The following is a 25,249-nucleotide window of genomic DNA, read 5'->3' on the forward strand; positions in this document are numbered from 1 at the left end:
AATACATGAATAGTCCTCCTATCAATTTTTTTTATAATTATAACATTATACTTTTAAAGTTTAAACTCTATATGCAAAAATAAATATTCTATAAGGCAATATCAGCAAACTTACCCCTATGCTTTCACTATTTTTTCCTCCCGAATTGGCAGATTAACAAGGGCAGCTGCAAAAGACAGCAGGATATCAGCATACCACATCCACATATAGCTTCCATCTTGTTCCATAGAAATCCCGCCAAGCCAAGCACCTAAAAATCCTCCCACTTGATGGGTCAGAATGGTTAATCCAAATAGAGTAGCAAGATAGCGAGTACCAAAAAGTTTTCCAACCAATCCAACGGTAGGCGGTACTGTAGCAAGCCAGGTGAAACCTAATGCAGCTGCAAAAATATAAAAAGTTAATTCAGTTTTTGGAGCAATCAGATATAAACCAATCATGACAGCCCGGCTTCCATACATAAAAGCCAGTATGTATTTCATCCGATAGTGATTTCCTAACACGCCAGCCAAAAGGCTTCCAGCAATATTAAATAAACCAATCATTCCAATGGCTGCAGCGGATACAGCTGCAGAATGACCACATAAAGCCACTTCTCCCGGTAAATGAGTAACCAGAAAGGCAACATGAAAACCACAAGTAAAGAAACCTGCATGCAGGCATAGGTAACTCCGATCCTTCATCGCCTGAGCAACTTGCTGCCCCATACTCTGAGAAGGCTGGGAATCAGCATTTAACCGGGGTGCCTTCTTTTCACGAAGAGTCCAGGCTAAAGGAATCGTTAATAAAGACGCTGCTGCGAGAGCAAACATCGCTGTAATCCAGCCATAAGCTGCTAAAATCATCTGTGTTAACGGCGCAAAAACAAATTGCCCAAACGATCCTCCAGCGTTAATAAATCCTCCGGCAAAAGAACGCTGGCTAGGCAGCAGCCTTTGTGCCGTTGCCCCAATCAAAATTGCGAAACTCCCTGCTCCAGCTCCCGCTGCACTAATTACCCCCATAGTTAAAGTCAACATCCACTCCGATGTCGCATATGGGGTCATAGCCATTCCTAATGCCATTAAAAACGAACCGAAAACAAGTACGGGAAAGCTTCCCCACTTATCAGCAATAGCGCCAAATATGGGTTGAATTACGCCCCAAAAAAGTTGTCCTACGGCAAGGGCAAAACTAATAGAAGCAATACTTAAACCCGTTGATGCAACCAGAGGAGAAACAAAAAGTCCGCTGGATTGTCTCGCTCCTGTAGTAATCATCATAATGGCAGCAGCACTTATGATAAGCAGCCAATGTGATCGACCATAATTTGATTTTGTTTGCATTTGTCTCTCCATATGTGTATGTACACTTTTTGTTTATTAGTATAGCGTCCTTATACTGACCTGTCAATAACCTCTTTATTTGATAAACTAACCTCACTAAAACTCCATGGCAAATCAAGTCTTCTTGCTGATTTTGAAACGAAAATACCTTATCTTAATAAAAAAAGCCCTCTGTTATCAGAGAGCCTGGACGCTACGAACCACAAAGGACGCAAAGGACACAAAGGGTTTATTTATCTTTTTTGTGCACTCCTTTGTGTGCCGCATCAGCGGCATTGCGCCTTTGTGGTTGGCAAAATTTTAAATACTTGCAGAGTTGATTTGAGATTTCACTTTCTTATAGGTTTCTAGAATCAAGGCAAATAAAGGACTTGCACTCGAAATTCCAGTGTATTTTTGAATTGCCGCTTCAATACCATTTTCTTTTATGTGGCTTTGTATTTCCGCAGCTTCGGGATCATCCTTAGAATCAAAAAGTAAGGCAGCAGCAATGACCAATGATAAGGCGGAAGGTGTAATACCATACTCTAATGCTTGCAGCGCAGGCCCTACCAAACGATCCTTTGCTGATAATTTTCGAATAGGAGAACGCCCCACTCGGGTAACTTCGTCCGATATATAGGGATTTTTAAAGCGTTTGATAATTTTATGAATATACTCTTCATGCTGCTTACTATCAAAATGATGCTTTGCAATTAACAACGCACCCGTTTCGTGGAGCACCTTTTCTGTCATATCCAGCACATAAGAATTTTGAATTGCTTGATCAATGCTGCCTAATTTAAGCAAATAGCCAAGATAGGCTACAGCTGCATGACCGGTATTGACGGTAAACAGTTTTCTTTCGATAAATGGTCCTAAATCACTTACATAGGTGATTCCTTCTACCTGGGGCACAGCACCTAGCACCTGTGACTGATTAACAACCCACTCATAAAAAGGCTCTACGGTGACCCATAGCTTATCGTCATGCTTCTGCAGGGGAACAATACGATCTACAGCAGCATCAGGAAAGCCAATAACCAGCGTCGCCTGCTTTTGTTCTTCCTCATTAAGAGATTCATAAACAAACGATTTTAAAGCTGAACTTCCGCCAATCATGTTTTCACAAGCAATCACATTTAGAGCTTTGCCTTCTGCCTTGATTCGTTTTTGAATCCCTTTTGCAATGACAGGAGCGATAAACTTTAAAATATTCGGTCCAACAGCTGTTGTTACCAGATCAGCAGAAGCAATGGCTTCTGCGACAGCCTCTTCATCTTTACTAAGTAAGGCAGTTACATTATGAATTGTAAATGTAGTTTTTTCCTCACTGGCAAGAGACACCGTATATTCCTGGCGCCGATTGATTTCTGCAACCAATTCATCACTTACATCAACAAAGCATATTTTATAACCTGCTTGATGCAATAATTGTCCAATGAAGCCTCTGCCAATATTACCCGCACCAAAATGTACTGCAAGCATATGCTCAGCCCCTTTCAAATATTTCAATAATAGCTTCTTTGGTCGTAGCATTAACAAGAGTTTTTACATTTTCTTCTTCTGAACAGACAATTGCAATATTGGAGAGTATTTCCAAATGCTCATCACCAATTCCTGCAATGCCAATAATCAAGTACGCAATATTTCCATTGCCAAAGTCTACACCATTAGGTACTTGTATAATGGATATCCCGGAAGATTTTATAAATTCTTTTGACTCATTTGTGCCATGAGGAATTGCTACGCCATTACCAATATAAGTCGTCATCAATTCTTCACGCTCAAACATCTTCCTGATGTAATCGTCGGTCACATGCTCTCCTTGAACAAGGAGCTGCCCAGCTAGAGTGATTGCTTCTTGCTTATTTGAAATCTTAGCATCCATTACAATTTTATCGGCAGAAAAAATAACGTTTTTCATATTACATATCTCTCCCTTTTATTTTTTTAATAATATATGCGTATAAATTTTTTAAAAAGAATGAACGTATGCCTTCCGCCTCTTTTGCGGCTAATACTGCTATAATCTCTTCTTCGACTAATAGGGAGCTGATTTCACTTAATATTTCCAGGCCCTCTCTGGAAATATTGGCAGGCGCCAGAAGCAATAATAGCTTATCAACATTGGTGAATTTATTATCCATAGATTTAATAATAATTGGTTTTTCCAGAAAGTACAGTATTAAAGCCGGTTTTAAAACGTCTTTATTTCTACTGTGAAATAGTGCTAGCTGTATATTGGAAATCCCCAGACCGCCTAATTTTTCTCTTTCTAATAAATTCTTTATCAGTTCCTGTTTATTACTGATGATATGATTTCTCTCAAATTTTTCACAAATCAAACCCAATATGTCTTCAATATTCATATTATGATTATTTATGCTATGACAAGCAAAATTCTCGATAATTTCAATACTATGGCTGATATAAGATTGATACATTCTTAAAGTTCCTAAAAAATCATCTTCTTGCAGAGAGGAATTGGATTTGGCATTTTGCTTACAATCGCCTAAACTTTCTAGATAGAGAGTGATGTGCTTAACATCATCTCTTGTTAACAAGGGGCTAACCAAAATATATTCTTGAGAGGGAATGGATAAATGAACGGTTGAAATGATAATATCATACTCGCTTTTAGGGGTTTTCTCCACATCAAACATAGAGATGTTTTTTGTGGAGCCAATATCGGGGAATTCTTTTTTGATTCTGCTTGCCAATATTTTTGATGATCCGATACCACTTGCACATACAACCAGCGCATGATACTGCTTACGGCATTCACTCCGGCTTCTCTCAAGAGAAGCACCAATGTGCATCACTAAATAGCCAATTTCTTCATCCGGAACAGACAATTCTGTAAAAATAGCATCGACTGCTGCTTTCACAATCTGAAACAAATGATTGTACCGACTTTTAATTTCATCCAGTAAGGGGTTGCGAATCTTCATATTCTTTTGAATGCGGAAAATTGCTGGCTCAATATGGGCCAATAAACCTTGAATTAACGTTGGATCTTCATTCAGTACAACATCAAGTTTGTCTTCACAAAAACTGATGAGCTTATTCACTTGTAAAGCAAGTTCCACGTTTTTAAATTCAAAATAGTCGTCGTGAGCACTTCGCAATTTTGCGCCTCGCAAATGCATCGTAATATAACCAATTTCGGCAACAGGTATGTCTAATTGAAAGCGATTTCGAAGGGTCTGCACAATTTTTTCTGAAATTTGAAATTCCGGAGTACGTTCTAATTCCTTTAAATATGCTTCATCAAAACCGATCTTTTCACCTTTTTCAATACGTTCGATGGCCAGAGCCAAATGGATTGCCAAACCAATAAATGAACTATCCGCTAAGGGGTAAGGAAGATCGTTTTTTAAATCCCGCAGGGAATTTTCAATGATAATCAGTTTTTCTTTTTCAATGAGTCCTAGCAAACGCTCGGATACGGTACTAATATGCCTGGAAGGTTTTTCATAAATGTTGTCTCTTAATATTCCCAACAAATCGAATTCATCCAAGTTTTCCGAAATCAGCGTACTCATCGCTTTTCGAATGGCATTTTCTGTACCATATAATTCAACACCATAACCTCTTTTGCGAATCAATGTTAAATCATAGGTTCGAATCCAAGCCTCTAACTCATCTAAATCATTGCTTATCGTTGATATGGTAGCTTTAAAATCATGAGCCATTGCTATCAATTTGATCGGTTCTTTGGCTTCCAGCAACTGACATAAAATCAACAATTTTCGTTCCTTCGCTGAATATTCTGCCACTCTTTGGCTATATAACAACGACCTGACTACTTCTTTTTGTTTACTATCACCTTCAATAAAAATACCAATACCTGCTTTTTTAACTAACTGCAATTGATGGGCTGCTAAAAGATCTTCCAGATCATTTAGCTCTCGATGAATGGTACGTGTACTTACCTCAATTCGCTCTGCAATTTCATTAACAGTTATTCCTTGGGACTCAGTTAATAAAATAGTTAATATCATACGCTGTCTTGAGGTAATATTCATAACCAATAACCCCTCTTTAAGAAAGAGTTCACGCCAGCTCTACAACCAGCGTGACTATTGTTCTATGTTCCTATCATATATCACATATTTGACCTTTTCAATAAAATGAAAATTGAATTTCGTCATAGGACTTGTTGACATTTCTATATGTTTTCCATTCGCAAACCGTTGTTTATGCTCTTACTTTTTTCAGGATTTCATACACTTTCTGAACCACCATTTCAGGGGATATCCTTTCCATACATATTCCCCCTCCTTTAGAACATCGCTTTTTATGGCAGTAGGAACAGGAAAGTGTCGAGGAAAGAACCTCATGCTGCTCTCCTTGAGGACCATAGGTGGCAGGATCAGTCGGTCCAAACATACCAACTGTTGGAACCCCCAGGGCCCCAGCTATGTGCAGAGGCCCTGTGTCTCCAGAGACTACTACAGAAGCCTGCTCTATGATACCTGCCATTTCCAGCAGACTGGTTTGTCCAATGGTATTGATGACAGGAACCCCTGCCTTTGTCTCGACTTCCTTACCTAATTGAACTTCTGCTTTTCCGCCGCATAAAATGATCCGAAAATCCTTACCAAGAAGCTTGGCTGTCTCTGTAAAAAAAGCAATAGGCCAATTTTTGGTAATCCAAGTCGTCCCCAAGATGAGCACTACAATTTTCTCGTCTGGTAAAACGGCATATTGCTGCAATACCTTTTTGGCAAAGTTTCTAGCCCCTTCAGGTACAACAAGACTCATTTTATGATTTACAGCTTCAATTCCTAAACAAGAAAGAACTGCAAGATATTTGTCGGTAATATGTTTACTGCGGGCTTCCCCAGTTTCCGTCATAAAAAGAGAATTGAGTTCTTTTGTTCCCTTCATACCAATACGCTTTTTGGTATTTACCTGCTTGGCAATCATTCCTGTAAGAAAAAGGCCGTGAATATCAAGGACCGCATCAAACCGCCGGCCCTTTAGCTGATTTTTTAGATCACGCCACATTCCCAAAGCTTCTCTAAATTTTAAATTTCTAAGATAGTCTTCAAATTTTTCCCTTGACCATATCATAATTTCATCTATATAAGGATTGCCTTGTAAGAGGTCTGCTGAGACCCCACCAACCATCCATGTTATTTTGCAATCGGGCCAGGCAGCCTTCAAAGAACTGGCTACTGGCGTACAATGGATCACATCACCAATTGAACTAAGTCTGATAATCAATATTTCCTTAGACACGAAAATACCTGCCTTTATAGATTTGAACTGCTGCTCATGTTACCTATAACGTTTATAGGTATTGTACCTCATTTAGTAAAAAAAATCCTGTAATGATCATCCTATTGAAATCACAGTGAAGACTCACCTGAATCAAGTCCTATTTATGTTATTTGTAATAGTCGAAGATTACCTCGTAATGTGAAATTTTTCAAACATGCCGGAATGAGTACCGTATCTCCAGGTTTTAGGCTTTCCCCCTTATCCTGATAAACAACCTCACCCGATCCTTCGATTACACAATATATGATAAAGATCTCTTTTGTTTCCCCATGCAAATCCCCAGTAACAGACAACTTTTCTACAGAAAAATACTGGCTTGAAATACTATGATCCGTAAATACACAACTGGGCTGTTTAGTGAACGTTATGACATCAAGAGCCTTATCGATATGCAGCTCTCGAAGCTTTCCATCTTTTGTCACTCGATCATAATCGTAGATTCGATAGGTTGTATCTGAATTTTGTTGTATTTCATATACCATCACGCCTTCGAGCAAAGCATGAACGGTACCTGACGGAACATAGATCATGTCTCCTGCTTTCACAGGCACTTTTTTTATGACATCACTAATATGATGCATTTCTACCGCTTTAATAAAGGCTTCCTTGGTAATATGATCTTTAAGGCCATATATGATATGCGCATCATCCTTTGCATGTATGACATACCAAGCTTCCGTTTTACCGGCTTCTCCTTCCACCCTATGGGCATATTCATCATCAGGATGTACTTGAATGGATAAATTATCATTGGCATCAAGAATTTTAACGAGTATAGGAAAGGATTCGTTCTCTGCAAATTTCTTTCCCATTAATTTTTCCCGGTACTCTATTATCAATTGATTTAAGCTTTTACCAGCTAAATAACCGTTTTCCACGATACTCACGCCATTGCTATGGCCAGATAGATCCCAGCTCTCTCCGATATGGTCACTGGTAATGTCTCTGCCAAATATTTTTTTCAGATTTGTACCACCCCAAAGACGTTCCTGATAAACAGGTGCAAATTTTAACGGATACATTTTTCTACCTCCTTAATACCATATTGGGAAACAAACTTTCTATGTTGGCTAGTAATCAGTACATACCAGCGCAGTTTCTCATAAATTAATTCAACCAATACAATGATTTATGTTCTCATCACCTATTCTATTATATACTATTTTACAATTGGTGTTCTACCTTTATCCGATGAGCAGATTCTTTTAAAAATAAAAACTGACACCGTAAATAAACAGTGCCAGCTTTTAGCTTTTCTATTCTTTTATAGCCGCCAATGTCTGATAGTTTCGAAGTCGTTCTTTTGCATCTAATTCTGTCTTTTCAAATAAGGCCGCTGCCGCCTCTGGGAACTGTTTTATCAAGGATGCATAACGCACTTCACCCATCAAAAATTCTTGAAAGTTCATGCTTGGTTCTTTGGAATCTAAAATGAATGGTGTTTTTCCACTTTCCTTTAATTGTGGATTATACCGATACATTGCCCAGTAGCCGCTGTCTACCGCACGCTGAGTCTCCAGTTGACTAAATCCCATACCAAGCTGTATACCATGATTAATGCAAGGTGCATAAGCAATTATCAGTGATGGTCCCGGATAAGCCTCTGCCTCTCGAATCGCCTTAAGGGTTTGATTCTTATCGGCTCCCATAGCAATTTGCGCTACATACACATACCCATAGCTCATGGCAATCATCCCCAAGTCTTTTTTCTTGGTTTTCTTGCCACTTGCTGCAAATTTAGCAATTGCCGCAGTAGGAGTAGCTTTCGAAGACTGTCCGCCAGTATTTGAGTATACCTCTGTATCAAAAACCAAAATATTGACATCTTCGCCGCTAGCCAATACGTGGTCAAGTCCGCCAAAACCAATATCATAGGCCCAGCCGTCGCCGCCAAAAATCCATTGGGATCTCTTTACGAGAAAATCTCGATTTGTATAAATGGTATCTAACAACGCATCCTGACCTTTTACCTTTTCCAAAGCGGCAATCAGTTTATCGGCTCTAGCCCTTGTACCTTCTTTATTCTCCTTATGGATCAGCCAATCTTCACAAGCCTGCCTAAGCTCATCACCAAAAGGCAGTTTAACAGCTTTTTCAATATGAAGTGCTAATTGATTTCTCAATTGCTTTACTGCCAAATGCATACCTAATCCAAATTCAGCATTGTCCTCAAACAGTGAGTTTGCCCACGCAGGGCCATGACCGCGATGATTCTTCGTATAGGGTATGGAAGGTGCACTCCCAGCCCATACGGAAGAACAGCCTGTAGCATTAGCTACCATCATTCTCTCACCATAAAGCTGAAACCAGTTTGGCATAAGGCGTCTCGCCACAGCCGGCACAAGCCCCGGAAAACTCTAAAAGCGGCTGTTCAAACTGACTGCCTTTAACAGTAAAGACATTGATCGGAGTGACTTTCGGGGAAATCATCATGGCATATTCCCACAGGGAGGCCTGCCCAAGCTGAGTTGCCAGAGGCTTCATCTGCAAAGCCTTTTTCTTCGCGGGGCAAATTTGAGCACAATTGCCGCAGCCCGTGCAATCATAAGGAGAAACCGCTAACCGAAAATGCAGGTCCTTCAAGCCGACAGCCGCTTTAGTGCAAAATCCTTCCGGTGCTGCAGAAAATTCTTCTTCATTTAGTAATAGAGGACGAATAACTGCATGGGGGCATACATAGGAGCATTGATTGCATTGAATACAGTTATCCGCCACCCATTCAGGCACATGGATGGCAATACCGCGTTTTTCATACGCCGAAGTGCCTAAAGGAAACGTCCCATTTTCCATGTCAAGAAAGGCGCTTACCGGAAGTTGATCCCCCTCCTGACGGTTCATCGGCACCAGTACCTGCTTAATAAAATCGGGAATTTCTTTTCTTTGGACTGCTTCATCAAGGGCGTCTTTCCAGTCAGCTGGGACATGAATTTTGACAATGGAATGTATTCCTTTGTCAATGGCAGCATGATTCATAGCCACCACTTTTTCCCCTTTGTTTCCGTAAGATTTCGCCACTGCCTCTTTTAGAAATCTCATCGCGTCATGCAAAGGTATAATATCCGCAATTTTAAAGAAAGCAGACTGCATAATCATGTTAATCCGTCCGCCAAGTCCAATCTCCTCAGCAATGCCAACCGCATCAATCGTATAAAATTCAATATCATTTTCCTTGATATAGCGCTTCATAGCTGCAGGCAGCTTACTTGCGATTTCCGCCTGACTCCAGCTGCAGTTCAGAAGAAAACTGCCGCCTTTTTTAAGTCCATCCAATACAGGATAGTTATAAATGTAAGATTGATTATGACAGGCAATAAAATCCGCCTTATTGATAAGATAGGGGGACTTTATCGGCTGCTTGCCAAAGCGCAAGTGAGAAATCGTAACGCCGCCGGATTTTTTAGAATCATAGGCAAAATAGGCTTGGGCATACATATCCGTGTGATCACCGATAATTTTTATCGCACTTTTATTGGCACCAACCGTTCCATCTGAACCAAGCCCCCAAAATTTGCATGCTGTGGTACCGGGTACAGTCGTATCAATGTCTTGACCAAGAGGCAGTGAAATATGGTTTACATCATCAATAATCCCCACAGTGAAATGATCTTTAGGACTGGCAGCTTTTAGATTTTCAAAAACTCCTTGGATATGACTGGGAATAACATCTTTACCGCCAACTCCGCAGCGGCCTCCTACAATCTGTGGTACCCATTCCTTTCCATAAAAAGCCGCTTTCACATCAAGATAAAGAGGTTCAGCAAATGCACCCATTTCTTTCGTCCGATCTAATACAGCAATTTTTTCTACAGTTCTTGGAATGTATTTCATAAAATGTTCGATGGAAAAAGGACGATATAAGTGGACTGTCAGCAACCCAACCTTTTCCCCTTTTGCATTCAAATAATCAACTACCTCTTCAATCGCCTCACACATGGAACCCATGGCAATAATCATCCTGTCCGCATCCGGTGCCCCATAATAATTGAACAGATGATATTCCCGGCCAGTAAGTTTAGTGATTTGTGCCATATAGCCTTCAACAATTTCCGGTAAATTCTGATAATAACGATTGGATACTTCCCGCTGCTGAAAGTGAATATCAGAATTTTGCACGGTTCCTCTTAAGGTTGGGTGATCAGGATTAAGAGAAGATCGGCGGAACTCATCTAGAGCCTGCCAGTCCAAAAGTTCAGCCAATTCCTCATATTCGAGAACTTCGATTTTTTGAATTTCATGGGAAGTTCTAAACCCGTCAAAAAAGTTTAAAAAGGGAACCTTTCCTTTGATGGCTGATAAATGTGCCACTGCTGCCAAATCCATGACTTGCTGGACGCTGCTTTCGGCCAGTAAAGCAAAGCCCGTTTGCCGAGTCGCCATAACATCTGAATGATCGCCAAAAATACTAATGGCGTTAGCACCAACCACCCTGGCGCTCACATGAAATACTCCCGGCAGCAGTTCCCCGGCAATTTTATACATATTGGGAATCATTAATAGCAAACCTTGAGATGCAGTATAGGTAGTCGTTAAAGCCCCCGCCTGCAATGAGCCATGCACAGCTCCCGCTGCGCCTCCTTCTGACTGCATTTCAACAATCTCTACCCTTTGTCCAAAGATGTTCTTTCGACCTTGCGCTGCCCACTCATCTGCAAGCTCTGCCATGTTGGATGACGGCGTAATAGGAAAGATCGCAGCTACATCAGTAAAAGCGTAAGAGACATGGGCTGCTGCTGTATTTCCATCCATTGTTTTCATTTTTCTTGCCATAAATAACTCCCTTCTTTCTGTATTCATTCCTATTAGCTCACTTTATTATGAGTATCATCTAATCCTTTCGCAGATTGATTTTTCCCTAAACCAAAAACATAATAACTTATTACGACAATCGTGCAGAATATACCTCCTACGATTAATGATATGCGAGTATCATCATTGAACCACATTCCAATCAACACCAATAGCAGAAAAATAACCGTTACATAATTGCTGATGGGAAAAAACGGGGACTTGAAAGGATGAGCTTCCATTTCCTCTTTCCATTTCTTTCTGAATGCAATCTGACTAAATGCCAGCACAAACCAAGGGATCATACCTGGAAGAATACTAGCACTGTAAATGTATAGAAATAATTTGGAATCTGGAGCAATGTAGTTTAAAAACACACCTAATAATAAGCAGGAAATTGTAACCATAATGCTATTGCCGGGCATCCCGTTATTTGATACCCTGCCAAAGAATCGAGGAGCCTGACCGTTCTTGGATAAGGTGTAAAGCATTCTCCCCGCACTATAAATTCCACTGTTGCACCCTGACATCGCGGCCGTCAAAACAACAAAATTGATAATTCCGGCAGCAGCAACAATTCCAATTTTGGCAAAGGTCATAACAAAGGGGCTGCCGATTGTACCGACTTGATTCCATGGATAAATGGCCAGTATAACAAATATGGCTCCAATATAGAAAATTAAAATACGCCAAATAATATTTTTGGTAGCGCGCCGTAAGGTGTTTTTAGGATCTTGTGCTTCACCAGCGGTAATGCCAACCATTTCAACGCCTTGATAAGACGCCGTTACCAAGCAAAGAGCAAATAAAAAACCTTCTAAACCACCAGCAAAAAATCCGCCATGAATATATAGATTTTCGATACCAACAGGCTGACCTCCATTGCCGAAGCCAAAAAGAATCATACCAAGCCCAATCACAATCATAGCAACGATCGCCGCTACTTTAATGAGTGCAAACCAAAATTCAAATTCGCCATAGTACTTAACAGCAACTAAATTTGCCGATGCCACAATCGCTACCCCTGCCAACGCTGGCAGCCATTGGGGAATGAGGGGAAACCAGTACTTAACATAAATTCCAATGGCCGTTACTTCCGCCATTCCAACTGTAACCCATAAAAACCAATAGCACCAGGCAGTCAGATAACCCGCCAAAGGGCTGACATATTTGTGGGCATAGGTTGCAAAAGAACCTGTCATTGGCTCTAAGTAAAGCATTTCCCCCATAATGCGCATAACAAAAAACATAATAATACCTGCTAATGCATAAGCAAGCAATACGGAAGGACCTGCCCACTTGATCGTACTCGCTGACCCCATAAAAAGACCAACACCAATGGTTCCCCCCAAAGCAATCAATTCAATATGCCGCGACTTCAGCCCTCTGGTTAGTTCTTTTTCTTCCATAATAATGCTCTTTCTCCTTTCAATCTTATCGAATATTTACACAGTACTGTTTTTCTTCCATTGCAGCTTGTGAATACGCACCAATTGCTTCTGGAGCTTTCGACGTTTTGATTATTTCTTTCATATGTATTCCTCCTATCTTTTTCTTTGTACCTTATCATCGACAGGTCTCTCATAAAGAAATCCTGACAGGTATCAAAATACTCATCCTGCAGCAATATCTATTTCATTGCCATATATCGATAAATTGTACTTTCAGATGTTTTTAAAATGGCAGCAGCTTTTGTTATGGCACCTTTGATCTTAAAAATTCCATTTTCACGCAGTTCCTGTACTATAGCACTCTTTTCCTCAGGCGACATTCTGTCCACTGCAATATTGTATTTTGCAATCAGCTTATGAATCCCATTGTCTACCACATGATCTAAGGAAGTACTTAATGATTCTGTTATTTCTTCATTGTCATTCAGTTGAACTGCATTGCCAAACAATGTCTTTAAAGGATATTCACCTAGAATTCTATGCCCCTGGTTATCAGAGGCACTTAAGATATTAACACAAAGCATACCTATCAAACTTCCTGCTTCATCTTTAATATAATAGGTGGATGAAATTAAATTGTCTCCCCTGTCATTGCGGCTTCGATAATTGACAAAAGCATGATGCTGTAAATACGTTTTATTCTCCAGCAGCTTGAAACCTAAATCCGTTAAAGGACATCCTAAGGAACGGCCGCTTATATATCCATTTCGAATTGCAATCACAGAGTTTTCAACATCAACGATATCATGTAAAAGTACTTCACAATTCGGTCCAATAATATCGGCAATAAAATCAACTAAGGGTATATATAATTCCAGCAGCTTTTTGTATTTCATATACTCTCCTTCTTTTCTGAATGATCTATATTTTTAAAGTTCGTCATTTGGTAATAATTTCCTTCTATGGTAATAATTTTTTATCACCTATTTTTTTACAAAAATCGAGTATCACTATCTTCAGGCAGAGAAAAACGACCAGCTAAAAATAACTAGTCGCTTCTCGTATCTCTATGGTGTATTTGTCGTGGGGACTATGCCAATCTCATTCCATTTTGACCATTTGTAATATTGATCAATCCATACACTTAACTTCTTTAACCTTAGCTCTTTCATCGTTTTTGACCCATAGCAACTTCGCCTTGCTTAACTGCTGTCTCCACCTCCATGGGATGCAAGACATTCTGGTAACCAACAGTCAGATCCAGGAAACCGTTGCCTTCTTTGATTTTTTTGTATCCTAACGTACTGGTCCGTTTGCAAAGCTGGGCATAAATCTCCGCTTCCGTGAGGGTGCGTTCAAAATCTTTTTCGCACTGATTGATGATCAGAGCCGCGGCCCCAGCAACATGGGGTGTGGCCATAGAGGTTCCGGAAAGAACGGCATAACGGCTGCCAGGATAGGTTGAAACAATCTCCACCCCCGGAGCAACCACATCAATCTCTTTATTCATCGTACTAAAAGGAGCCAGCTTTTTGCTCAAATCCACAGCTCCCACACCGACTACCTCGTTATACCCGCCGGGGAACTGTCGTTCAACCTGTCCCGTATTGCCAGCAGCGCAAACCACCAGCACCCCGCTGCCTGTCGCCCGGACAATGGCGTCATGTAAGGCCGAATCATCCGTTTCTCCCCCCAATGACATAGAGAGAATACGCACTTTCTCCCCTTCTGCACCCTGCCACTGGAGAGCATAGTCGATAGCACGGATCAGATTTTGGTAACCCCCGTTTCCGCTGCTGTCAAGCACCTTAAGAATCAGCAAATCTACCTGAGGAGCGATACCGACAACCCCCTGGCTGTTCTCGGCTGCAGCAATGGTTCCCGCCACATGGGTACCATGCCCATTATTGTCGCCAAACTGATCCGGGTCTCCATTATCATCAGTTGTAAAGTTGCGCCCGCCAATAATACGGTCTTTCAAATCAGGATGATCCACCTGGCAGCCCGTATCCAGGATGGCAACGACCACCCCTTTGCCCCGCTTACTTGGCTCCCAAACCTCCTGTGCTTTCATTAATTGAATACCATCGGGTATTTTTTCCGCATTGTCCAAGATTTCTTTCACCTCAAAAGGTAGAAGCTTCATTTCATGCATGTTGATTCCTCCTTAAGTTCGCCTTAATTTAGATTCATGATCAATAAGGATCCTCTTGGCATAATAAAGCATCCTGATAAGCTGGAAAAGAATCCTATTTAGTTTCATTATACGCGATCACTTCTGGTAATAATAGGGAATTTCTTCACACTCTACTGCTGTTGATTCCAAAGCTAGCTTTTTAATTGCTTCGCTTATAGTCTTGAGCGATATTGTACATAGAATCGGCAAAAGTCTTTGGTTGGACAGATGTAAATCTGACAAGCTGCTTACGATCTTCCAAAACCAATCCTCGTGCGCTGAATACCCGAGTCTCAGTCACCGCATACATTTTCCTTTTGAGTTGAAAGACCATCTGCATTTCACTGCAGGCAACCTCATCCCCCTCGTTCAGTTTTTCTTTGTAGACCTCATTCAGCTTGTCAATGACTTTTGGATCGGTAAAGATGGTTTTCGTTAGAACATTCACCTGTGTTTTATCTGTTTCATCAATGCTCAATGACTGATGGTCAAACACATAAATACCAATGTCATTGGTAAATACATACGACCAGCGCTCCTGCTCAATTTCTGCCATGCTCAGTTTGGGTCGAACACTAATCTCCCAGTCCAGCGGCGATATTCTATCTGACTCTTCCGCCTGTACGATAATACCGGGAAGCAGCAGCCAGCACAGCACCAATAGCAGCATTATCTTTTTCATTGTTAACAAAGCTCCCTTTCAACTTTTACGATGGATGGAATGTAACTAAACCCCTAAGCGCAGCCTTCCAGCAAGTGAAAGACTGCGCCAAAGAGTTTGCTTAGAATATAAATTACAGAGTAGGCTGCATATCTTATGGATTTTTCTTTTTGAGTTCGTCGGCAAGCGCTTTTGCCTGACGAGCCAGTCTGGCTTGGCCGACAAAGCCTTTAGCAGAAGCAGCAGCTGTGCCTGCTGCCATTTTGGCTGCTGGCGCATCAGGAGCAATAAAGCAAGCTGAGTTGATTTCGGTGTAACCGGCATCATTCAGTGCAGCTGCATTAAAGGAAGTGGGTGTGCCGCCAGTTGTCGTAGGCAGGGAAGAATAGGCATCGATTTGGTTGCCTCTGACAAACCAGAAACGGCTAGGAGTGCTTTCTGCCTGTATGCCCCAGAAATAACCACTGGAATTAACATTGTTCACGACCGTCCAGTTGGTTGTGCTGGGGTTTGCCAGATTAGCAACGGTCGAGCGGTAAATTTTTCCTTCCATGGCGGAAAAACTGGAATTATAATGCCCAACAAACACATAGGCATTGTTGGCATTGGCAATGCTGATATCGCGGAAGTCCCCCGCCCAGCCGGACGGCAAAGCAACATTGTTAACACTCATTTCATTATCTTCATCGATTGTAACAATGCTCAGGCGGGTCAAAACATTTCCGGAACCGGCATTTTGCATGCCGCCCAGTGCACATATGTATAATTGATTCCCCCAAGGCTCTAGGGTAAAGCCGTTTCTACCCACTCTTACACTAGTTATAAAGTTTAGCGTACCATTAGTATTAATTTCATATTGCAGCACATAACTGTCGGCGTAGACCTCATAACCGCTCTCGGGATTGCTGCTGAACAGAGCATAGAGATAATTGCCGATAACAGCCAGACCTTCGCCATGCACATCGCCGGTCACCGTCAACGGAAAATCATAACTCGTCGCTGCCTGGGTATAGGCATTACTGGTCATATTCACTACCGCAATTTTTCCTAGGTCATAGCCAGTAGCGTACAACCAGTTGCCCTTAGTGGCAACGGCGTGCAGGTTGCGGACGGCAGCCCAAGTTTGGCTGGCAAGGGGCACTGCCCAGTTTCCCTGAGGTTGGATGATCCGATTGTTAATCAAATCCTCGGGATTGGCAACATTATACTGACGCAGCACCAGACGACTGCTGCTATGATCAAAAAAATTAAAAAAGGCGGCATCACCGTTCAAACCGGTTATTTTGGCCTTAGCGGCGGCGGTGTCAACACTTGACGTACGGCGGGAACCAGTAATGGCCCCGGCTTGACTATTCACATAATTGCTAATGGCATACGCAAACAAATTTTCAGACATTGAACACACACTCCTTTTATTTTCGTTTTTTCTTTTTTCTAAAAGCTGTTTATACTGTTATTGATGGCTTTACATTGAAATCACCTCCTTAACTCAACACCATAAATAGGTCAGAACGTATAGCTCATGGTTGCATAATAGGTGCGCCCCTGGATGGGAAATGCAACATTGTACCCTTCACTCTGAAGGTTATTATAGGCTTTTAGCTTGGGTCCCTTATTAAAGACATCATTGACGCCCACTATCACTTCCAAGCCTTGGTAGAATTTATATTTGGCACCTAAGCCAATGGTGGTCAGCGCATCCTGGCCGTACCACTGGTTAGAACTATTGACCTTGGTGCTCTCGGTGAACATTTCTCCCAAATATTTAACCTCACTAAACAGCAGCGTCCGATTGTCAGGGCGGTAGCCCAGCCGCAGCGATCCTTCCCATTCGGGAGCATACGCCTGCTTGGCGTTCCTGTAGGTATTGGTACCAGTAGGGGAGTCATTTTTGATTCTGGCCTTGGTGTCAGTATAGGTGGCGGCAAGATCCAAATCCCATTTGTCCCATTTGAGGTTGGCCTGCATTTCCACACCCCGCGCCCGGCCTTCTGCGCTATTGCTGTAGGACCAATAGTCATAACCGTAACGCCACAACTGCAGGAGGTTTTTCGCATTACGGCCAAAATAGGTCAGCTGCAGCTTGCTGTCGGCGCCCAGCGTGCGGCCATCCCAAAGGGCGCTGACATCCCACTGTTTGCCTTCTTCCGGCAGCGGAAACAGGGAAATCAGGTTGCCATTGAGGTCACTGCGCGGCGCCGGCAGTATACCGGCACCGTCGCCGGCAATCTCATACAGATTGAGCAGCCGGAAATAGGTCCCGCCCGTGGCCCGCAGGGCGAAGTTGTCGTTCACTTGTTTTTTCAGGGCCAGCTGCCAGGTTGTCTTGCTCTGGGTTTCTTCGGCTTGCTGATTCCATTTGTGCTGGTAGTCACCTTCCAGCGGACTGGAGCCGAAGGTGGTAGACGAATTATAGCGAATACTGGGAGTCAGCCATAAATCCCCCCCTTTCCCTAACGCAATGGTATCCTGCACCTGGGCATTAAACATTTTCTGCTTATAAAAAGTGCGGTAACGGACAGTATCGGGATTGGTGCCGTCAGTGACCATGGAACCGGCGATATGCATTTTTTCATCCGAGTAGTTGACCATGAACTCAATCAGATGATTGTCCCCCGCCTTATAAGTGCCGTCAAGCATGCCGCCCCAGCGGTCGGAGTCGTACCGGCTCCATTCGCGGAATGGAATCTTCCAGTAGTAGGAGAGATCCTTGAACCATCTGCTGTTATTGCGGTAGCTTTTATTCGAGTCCAAATAATTGGCCGACCAGCCCCATTCCAAATTGCCAACATTATCACGCCGGCCGACTTGCAGCTCTTTAGTCGTAATTTTTTGTTTTTTATCCATATTCACAGATCGGCCTGTTTCACCATGTGCATCGGCATCCCTGCCAGAACTAATACCAGCAAATTCCATTCCGGGAGTATCCCACAACTGCTGCGGCAAATGCCGGTCGATCTCCTTCCAGGCGCCTTTGACTGTCCAATGGTCATCCTGCCATTTGACAATGGCATCGGTATTTTTATAGTCGTTATACCGGCGCCAGCGGGTGCCATCCCCCAGCTCAGCTTTGAGTTTTTCATATTTCTCGATGTCGGCCATAAGCGACTGCATCATCGTTCCGTCGGGCTGCCAGAATTCAGTATTTATTTTGGCAACATAATTCGCATAAACATCAAGATATTTGGCGGGATCGGCAGCTATCTCAGCATAACTGATGTTAATACTCATATCATTGTATAATTCCCTATAATAGGTTTGGGCATAGCCCTTTACGTCGCTTATGATCCCATTTGGGTTAGCGCTTGAGTCACCGGTGTAGATTTTGGACGTTATCAGTCTTTGATAGCCGTAATCATACAAAGCTTGATACTCTGCTTCATAAAGGGCGGTCTGGCCGCCGGGCAGCGCTTCAGTTGCAAACTTCACCCACTCTTCCGGGTTGTTTCGATAGTATTCGGCCTGAGCATCGGATAAGGTCTGTTTCGTGGCTACAGTCTCATAACCCGACCGGGTATCCACGTTGTTAAAAGTTGCTATCCCTTGATCGGCAACTGTTGTCAGAGAATTTTTCCGTTGTTCAATCTGACTAGCATAGGCCGCTACCTGCTCATCACTAGCATAATTCTTGTACTTGAAATCTCCTTCGCTCTGCTCCCGATTGATACCTACCATCAGGCTGCCGCTGCCCAGAGGTGCATCCACCTGTAAGCTGCCAATATAGCCGCCGTATGAGCGCTGCCCGATGCTGGCAGTGATATTTTCCTTGGTTGGACGCTTGGTCACAATATTGATTACACCGCCCATAAAGGTGCCGCCAAAGCGCGCCGGGATATATCCCCGGTATACCTCAATACGCTCAACGTTTTTAATCGGAATAGTGGAGATATCCGCCGCCGCGTCGCCGCCAAGATTGAACAGCACTCCATCCACAAACAGCCCTACCTGTGCCGCCGTCGATCCGCGCACACTGACAGTGGTATATTGGCCTTTACCATTCACTTCGCGCACATGGACGCCAGGCACGTCTTTTAACAAATCAGGCAGGCTTTTTTGCTCGCCCTTATAGTCCTCCGGCCGAATAATGGTCACGGTGCCGGGCGAGAGCTTGGACTCCCACTCCGGGCGCTTGGCTTCTACCGTGAGTGCCGGTAAATCATAGTCTGTCTGCTGCTCCTCGCCTTCAGATTCAGCGGCATAGGCCAGGCTGCCCAATGGCATGACACCGACCACCAGCACACACCCCAGCCCCAGAGTCATTCGTTGCAGACTGCGGCATTTGCGTCTTTTTGTTTTGCCCGTACTTTTCGTCAATTCAGATACGACCTGCCAACAGGAACGGGCGCGATTCCAGATGATTCTATATACATGGTTCAAAAAATATCATTCCTTTGTTACTTTCTTTACTTCTTGCCATAGTTGCTGGATGTTCTTACCGCATCTAAATAATCCAGCTGCTTATATAAAATAATAGCAATAAAAAAAACTCCCATTTTGGGAGTGCTTACGTTGGACCGCCAGAAAAATTTACGGCAGCTTTACGTAATCTCCTCCCTGTCACTCGCAGGTTAAGTGGTGATTGTTAGATAGGCAGTTCTCCTGACTTCGGATCATTGCTTTCCCACGCCTTCCCAAAGCCTAAGCTCCAGTGGCATTTATGCGAGATTGCTCCCCGTTACAGTGGCGGGACCGTGCCGGCATTACACCGGTCTTCCCTATTAAGCCCCGAAGGGCACCTATCCCAATATTCTCTTGTATTTCATCTTATGCATCATTTCATAACAATATTACATTGTCGCAATAGTATGACTTTTTCCCTATCCTCCCATCGCTCAATCTTGGATTTGACTTCTTTCAACTTGTCCATCAAAACACCAGTATTTTTCCTGATCATTCTCCTTTCATTTGCTAACCATTATCTCTGTGATGATAAAATTCGCAGAGATTATGCTTCTTTTATGTACTCAAACTTATAGCATAAAAGCTGCAGCCTAATCTTCTTCCTGTCTTTCGCAGGTCAAACGAAGATTGTCCGTACAGGTAGTTCTCCTGGCTCCAGTTCATCGTCAACCCATCCTTCCCGGAATGTCTACCTCATCCCAGTGGCTTATTAGAGTCGACTCCGTGTTACAGTGGCGACCGCACCGGCTTTTAACCGGACTTCCCTATTAAGCTCTTTGCAAGGCACCTGTACCCGTATTGCTATATAACATTGCGTTAACGAAAATAAAAGAAGCCACCTGTGACACCGTCTCAAGAGGCTTCTTATTCCATGCAGACAAATATTGTCTGCACAAAAAAATGCAAAAATTTGCATCCAAATCCCCTCCCCATCTCTCGCAGGTAAAACGGTGATCGTTGTACAGGCAGTTCTCCTGGCTTAGGATCATTGCGCCTCCAAACCTTCCCAGAACGATTCGTTCCAGTGGCATATCTTGGATTTGCTCCCCATTACAGTGGCGGGACCGCGCCGGTCTTCAACCGGCTTTTCTATGAAGCCCTTACGGGCACCTGTACCTATATTTAGTTTTTTCAAAGGATTTTCAAATAATTCTATTTATTTCATTATAATCCTACGGGTAAAAATATACAACTATCTTTATGGGATAAAGAATTCACTCAGACATTTTTTGTAAAGAAATGTTTCATCTATTTTTCTACACTTTCATAATAAAGTCCGAGGGAAATTCTCAATTTTGCTTAAGAATCTCCCTCGGATCGGAAATCATGAATCCGTTTTCAAAGTATAATCATATGTCATCTTCGAGCTTGCCAAAAAGGATTTTGACGTAAACAGGGTTAATCCGCAGTTTCACCGGCTACACTCCCAATTTTTTTCTGCTTCCTCGATAGACAGCCATTCATCACCATTTTTGACCGCCGCTTCCGCTTCAGCCAGCTTAGACAGCAATTTGATGGTTGCCTGTGTCTTCTCATATTCTACCATATCAACAAGCGCATTATCACTTGTATTTTCAAGAATCATGAACTGTCCCTCGACTCATATAAATAGAAGCTAATCTTTTGTCGCTATGCTTACATAATGGTGTCACAATGTTATCACCATTTACATATAATAATAATAATCCAATATTTTATTAAAGGAGGTCAATCTTATTATGTCCTTTGACGATACCTCAATGACTAGATTCTCACCTACAACTCCTAAGTTCCCACTGTGCACATCTCCAGCAAATTGCTGTTGTATCGATACTACTAAGCCTACTGGAGCTACTGGCATAACTGGAGCTACTGGCGCTACGGGCGCAACGGGAGCTACGGGTGCAACCGGAGCTACAGGTGCTGCGGGTGCCGCTAGTGCTACGGGTGCTACTGGTGCTACCGGAGCTACTGGTGCAACGGGTGCTACAGGTGCTGCGGGTGCCGCTAGTGCTACGGGCGCAACAGGTGCTACCGGAGCTACGGGAGCAACGGGTGCTACAGGTGCTGCGGGTGCCGCTAGTGCTACGGGCGCAACAGGTGCTACCGGAGCTACGGGAGCTACTGGCGATGCTGGTGCTACCGGTGCTACGGGAGCTACGGGAGCTACTGGCGATGCTGGCGCTACCGGTGCTACGGGTGTTACTGGTGCTACCGGCACTACGGGAGATACGGGTGCAACCGGAGCTACGGGTGTTGCTGGAGCAACCGGCACTACGGGAGATACGGGTGCAACCGGAGCTACGGGTGTTGCTGGCGCTACCGGCGCTACGGGTGTTGCTGGCGCTACCGGCACTACAGGAGATACGGGTGCTACCGGCGCTACGGGTGTTGCTGGCGCTACTGGCACTACAGGAGATACGGGTGCTACCGGCGCTACGGGTGTTGCTGGCGCTACTGGCACTACAGGAGATACGGGTGCTACCGGCGCTACGGGTGTTGCTGGCGCTACTGGCGTTACGGGAGATACGGGTGCTACCGGAGCTACTGGAGCCACTGGTACCACTGGTGCTACCGGTGCTGTCGGAGCTACTGGAGCTACCGGCGATGCTGGCGCTACCGGCGCTACGGGCGCCACTGGTGCTGGAGCTATCATCCCCTTTGCCTCAGGCGGTCCTGTTACACTGACAACGATAGCTGGTGGCTTAGTTGGCACGACAAGTCTTGTTGGCTTTGGCTCTTCCGCGACTGGCATCAGCCTTCTTGGTGGAGTAATTGATCTCACAGGTACTGCTTTAGGACCAATTATTGACTTCTCATTCTCGGTTCCCCGCGATGGAGTCATTACGTCAATAGCAGCCTATTTTAGTAATACATTGGCATTGGCTCTTGTAGGCTCAACAATCACAATTACAGCAGAATTATATGAATCCACCACACCCGACAATACCTTCACTGCAATTCCAGGAGCCATCGTAACATTAGCACCAGCACTAACAGGTGTCGTTGCCCTTGGAGCGATTAGCAATGGCATTATTACTGGCTTAAATATACCAGTAACTCCGGAAACTCGTCTGCTATTGGTATTCTCTGCAACAGCAGCAGGGCTTACTTTAATCAATACTGTTACGGGTTATGCAAGTGCAGGCCTTAATATCGTTTAAAATAGTTTAGTAGTATAATCAATACAACTATCTAGATAATATGCAACTGATTATCACGAGAAATCAGGTTCCTGACTCCGGTCGGGGGCCTATTTTTCAGTGCGCCCGGCATGGGGGATAACTCGACGGTGAAAGTCCGTTACACGCTTCGTCGCAATATCGGAAATGCTTTCATTGATTTTAAAGCATTGGTCTTTCTTTGACCAATATCTTATTTCTCGCATTTTATCAGTTATTTTCTGTATGCTTCTTCTTAATCTGCTCTTTTCTGTCTTTCTACCTACCATGAAATTTCCTTCCCAGACGGTATTCTCACCCGCTATACTCTGTGCGCTTCTTGGCGCACGGGACGGTTCGTTTAGGGTTCAAATTGCGGTGAATTTGTCTATGGATTTCAATCTGCCGCGCTCTGCCTTTTTAAGAAAAAAATGGCGCAATCGGCTAACCTTTTTGTGGATTTTAGACATTTTCATCAGGATAGCTGCTAATGTTTGCTTTACCATAGTATACTTTCCCCCTCCCCATCTCCCGCGGGTCAAGTGGTGACTGTCAAACAGGCAGTTCTCCTGGCTCTAGTTCATCACTTACCCAAACCTTCCCAAGATTGTTCATCCCAGTGGCTATTTTTTGGGTTCACTCCCTATTACAGTGGCGGGACCGCGCCGGCATTACACCGTTCTTCCCTATTAAGCCCTTGCGGGCACCATTTCAAAACTATTTAATTATATGATTAGACAATTTATTCTATAATTCGCGTAAATCATAACATTTTAGTTATAGCTATGTCAATTAGCTAGTAAGTGTATTTCGTTTCACCTATTTTCCACACTTTCAGATAGCAATATCTTAGCTTGCCGCGTGGCCCATTTGATTTCATTGGCCGTTACTGCGACTTCAAGCAGCCCATGCAGATAGTAACTGCCTGTAAGCCTTGGCTGCCACTGTTCAATTGCCTTCGTAAGGCTTTCCCAGTACTCTTCACTGATTTCTTCTGGAGTGGTTATGCCTCCATCTACAATGACAGAGCGAACCTTTCCATTTACTCGAACGACGATTGTACAGCCGCTTTCTAATATATCTAAAATAGCTTTGAATTCATCGCTGACAGGCGGAGCCTCTGACTTCATCCTTCGTTCTAATCGGATAGGCAATAGATCAAAAATGCGATTCCCCTTTTTTATGATCGACTCATTGTAATCAATTAGTTTCTCTGCCAAAGAAATCCACTCCCTTGGCTCTGATGATTCCGTGACCACTTTTCGCTCACTTCTCAGCAAGTCCAGCAGCTGTCTCGCTTCCTTATTCAGTTTATAAACTCGCTTTTTTTGTTCCAGATGGACATGAAGTTCTTTGCTGTCATCGAGACCTACATAATCCTGCACGGCACGGCAGAAATAGAGAACTGCAGCTTCATTGCTCTGACTAAGCTTTTCTTTTAGTAGTTTGGTGTATCTCGGCGGCCATAGCAACACATTTACAAGCATGGCCGAGCCTAAACCAACAAATATAACTCCTGATCTGGCAAGAGCATGTATCATAAATTCTTCCGTACTGGAGCTTAAGACAAAGAGTGCAGCAACAATCCCCATGGTTATGCCGCTATGCAATTTTAATTTTATGTATATTGGTATCAGTAAAATAACGATGAAGCCTGCTGAAAACGGATTGACACCAAGAAAATAGCCAAAAAGAAAGCCAGCTACAACGCCAATAATATGGACAAATATTTGATCCCGTGCTGCCCTTAATGTTAAAAAAATGGATGGCTGTATATTTATCACCGCAGAAACAGCACCAAAGAAGGCGGGTTCCAAACCAAGCAGCTTACAGATATACATTGTTATGGCAACGGCTATACCCGTTTTAATTACTCGTGCTCCAATTCTCATCTTTTCATCTCCCTGTCTTTCATTCTATGTTGCATCGTAAAGTAGAAATTGGACTCCTATCGTCTTTTCCAAATATAACATTCTCATGGGAAATATTGTATCAATTCGGCATCCAAAGTGCAACCATTCTTATTGCTGCAGCAAAAGCTGCATTAGCATACGAAAAGGACAGTCAGGATTTTTTATCCCGACTGCCCTTTTTACTAA

Annotated in this window: 16 protein-coding genes, 1 pseudogene and 4 riboswitches; of the genes and pseudogenes, 1 reads left to right on the forward strand and 16 read right to left on the reverse strand. The window is 43.2% G+C overall.

What is annotated here, in order from left to right; all coding sequences use genetic code 11:
• Positions 1-116: 116 nt before the first annotated feature.
• The 14 genes and pseudogenes from FR7_RS17670 to FR7_RS23950 form a co-directional block, all read right to left on the reverse strand.
• Positions 117-1,325, reverse strand: coding sequence for an MFS transporter (locus FR7_RS17670; protein WP_007937129.1), 1,209 nt, complete (start codon positions 1,323-1,325; stop codon positions 117-119).
• A gap of 300 nt (positions 1,326-1,625) precedes the next feature.
• Positions 1,626-2,792 (reverse strand): mannitol-1-phosphate 5-dehydrogenase, encoded by a 1,167-nt coding sequence (locus FR7_RS17675; RefSeq protein WP_007937131.1) that lies wholly within the window; start codon positions 2,790-2,792, stop codon positions 1,626-1,628.
• A gap of 4 nt (positions 2,793-2,796) precedes the next feature.
• Positions 2,797-3,231, reverse strand: coding sequence for a PTS mannitol transporter subunit IIA (locus FR7_RS17680; protein WP_007937132.1), 435 nt, complete (start codon positions 3,229-3,231; stop codon positions 2,797-2,799).
• Position 3,232: 1 nt separating this feature from the next.
• Positions 3,233-5,335: a BglG family transcription antiterminator gene (locus FR7_RS17685; protein WP_007937133.1), complete on the reverse strand. Its 2,103-nt coding sequence runs from the start codon at positions 5,333-5,335 to the stop codon at positions 3,233-3,235.
• 172 nt (positions 5,336-5,507) lie between these two features.
• Positions 5,508-6,554, reverse strand: coding sequence for a glycosyltransferase family 9 protein (locus FR7_RS17690; protein ID WP_007937135.1), 1,047 nt, complete (start codon positions 6,552-6,554; stop codon positions 5,508-5,510).
• Positions 6,555-6,697: 143 nt separating this feature from the next.
• Entirely contained in the window at positions 6,698-7,618 is a 921-nt protein-coding gene (locus FR7_RS17695; protein ID WP_007937137.1) for a type I phosphomannose isomerase catalytic subunit, read from the reverse strand.
• Between the two features lie 234 nt (positions 7,619-7,852).
• Positions 7,853-11,363: pseudogene (nifJ, locus tag FR7_RS17700) on the reverse strand (pyruvate:ferredoxin (flavodoxin) oxidoreductase).
• Positions 11,364-11,395: 32 nt separating this feature from the next.
• On the reverse strand, positions 11,396-12,790 hold the full coding sequence (locus tag FR7_RS17705; protein ID WP_007937142.1) for an amino acid permease: 1,395 nt from the start codon (positions 12,788-12,790) through the stop codon (positions 11,396-11,398).
• Between the two features lie 221 nt (positions 12,791-13,011).
• Positions 13,012-13,668 (reverse strand): helix-turn-helix transcriptional regulator, encoded by a 657-nt coding sequence (locus FR7_RS17710; protein ID WP_007937145.1) that lies wholly within the window; start codon positions 13,666-13,668, stop codon positions 13,012-13,014.
• Positions 13,669-13,940: 272 nt separating this feature from the next.
• On the reverse strand, positions 13,941-14,927 hold the full coding sequence (locus tag FR7_RS17715) for a S8 family peptidase (RefSeq protein WP_007937151.1): 987 nt from the start codon (positions 14,925-14,927) through the stop codon (positions 13,941-13,943).
• A gap of 181 nt (positions 14,928-15,108) precedes the next feature.
• Positions 15,109-15,630 (reverse strand): hypothetical protein, encoded by a 522-nt coding sequence (locus FR7_RS17720; RefSeq protein ID WP_007937153.1) that lies wholly within the window; start codon positions 15,628-15,630, stop codon positions 15,109-15,111.
• A gap of 133 nt (positions 15,631-15,763) precedes the next feature.
• A complete protein-coding gene (locus tag FR7_RS17725; protein WP_007937155.1) occupies positions 15,764-17,005 on the reverse strand; it encodes a hypothetical protein in 1,242 nt (413 codons plus the stop codon).
• A gap of 110 nt (positions 17,006-17,115) precedes the next feature.
• Complete coding sequence (locus tag FR7_RS17730; RefSeq protein WP_007937157.1) at positions 17,116-19,986, reverse strand: TonB-dependent receptor domain-containing protein; 2,871 nt, start codon at positions 19,984-19,986, stop codon at positions 17,116-17,118.
• A gap of 195 nt (positions 19,987-20,181) precedes the next feature.
• Positions 20,182-20,364: riboswitch (cobalamin riboswitch) on the reverse strand.
• A gap of 267 nt (positions 20,365-20,631) precedes the next feature.
• Positions 20,632-20,816: riboswitch (cobalamin riboswitch) on the reverse strand.
• A 141-nt stretch (positions 20,817-20,957) separates the two neighbouring features.
• Positions 20,958-21,139: riboswitch (cobalamin riboswitch) on the reverse strand.
• Between the two features lie 282 nt (positions 21,140-21,421).
• Positions 21,422-21,595, reverse strand: a complete 174-nt coding sequence (locus FR7_RS23950; protein ID WP_007937158.1) for a hypothetical protein — start codon at positions 21,593-21,595, stop codon at positions 21,422-21,424.
• A gap of 154 nt (positions 21,596-21,749) precedes the next feature.
• Here FR7_RS23950 and FR7_RS17735 point away from each other — a divergent pair, with 154 nt between their 5' ends.
• Positions 21,750-23,153 (forward strand): exosporium glycoprotein BclB-related protein, encoded by a 1,404-nt coding sequence (locus FR7_RS17735; protein WP_276526085.1) that lies wholly within the window; start codon positions 21,750-21,752, stop codon positions 23,151-23,153.
• 365 nt (positions 23,154-23,518) lie between these two features.
• On the opposite strand, the gene FR7_RS23575 is transcribed toward FR7_RS17735, so the two are convergent.
• On the reverse strand, positions 23,519-23,656 hold the full coding sequence (locus FR7_RS23575) for a hypothetical protein (protein WP_017531351.1): 138 nt from the start codon (positions 23,654-23,656) through the stop codon (positions 23,519-23,521).
• 36 nt (positions 23,657-23,692) lie between these two features.
• A riboswitch (cobalamin riboswitch) is annotated at positions 23,693-23,876 on the reverse strand.
• An 89-nt stretch (positions 23,877-23,965) separates the two neighbouring features.
• Positions 23,966-25,042 carry an FUSC family protein gene (locus tag FR7_RS17745; RefSeq protein WP_007937162.1) on the reverse strand — a complete coding sequence of 359 codons (1,077 nt, stop codon included), beginning with the start codon at positions 25,040-25,042 and terminating at the stop codon, positions 23,966-23,968.
• Between the last annotated feature and the right edge of the window lie 207 nt (positions 25,043-25,249).

Source organism: Pelosinus fermentans DSM 17108 (genome assembly GCF_000271485.2).
GTDB lineage: Bacteria > Bacillota > Negativicutes > DSM-13327 > DSM-13327 > Pelosinus > Pelosinus fermentans.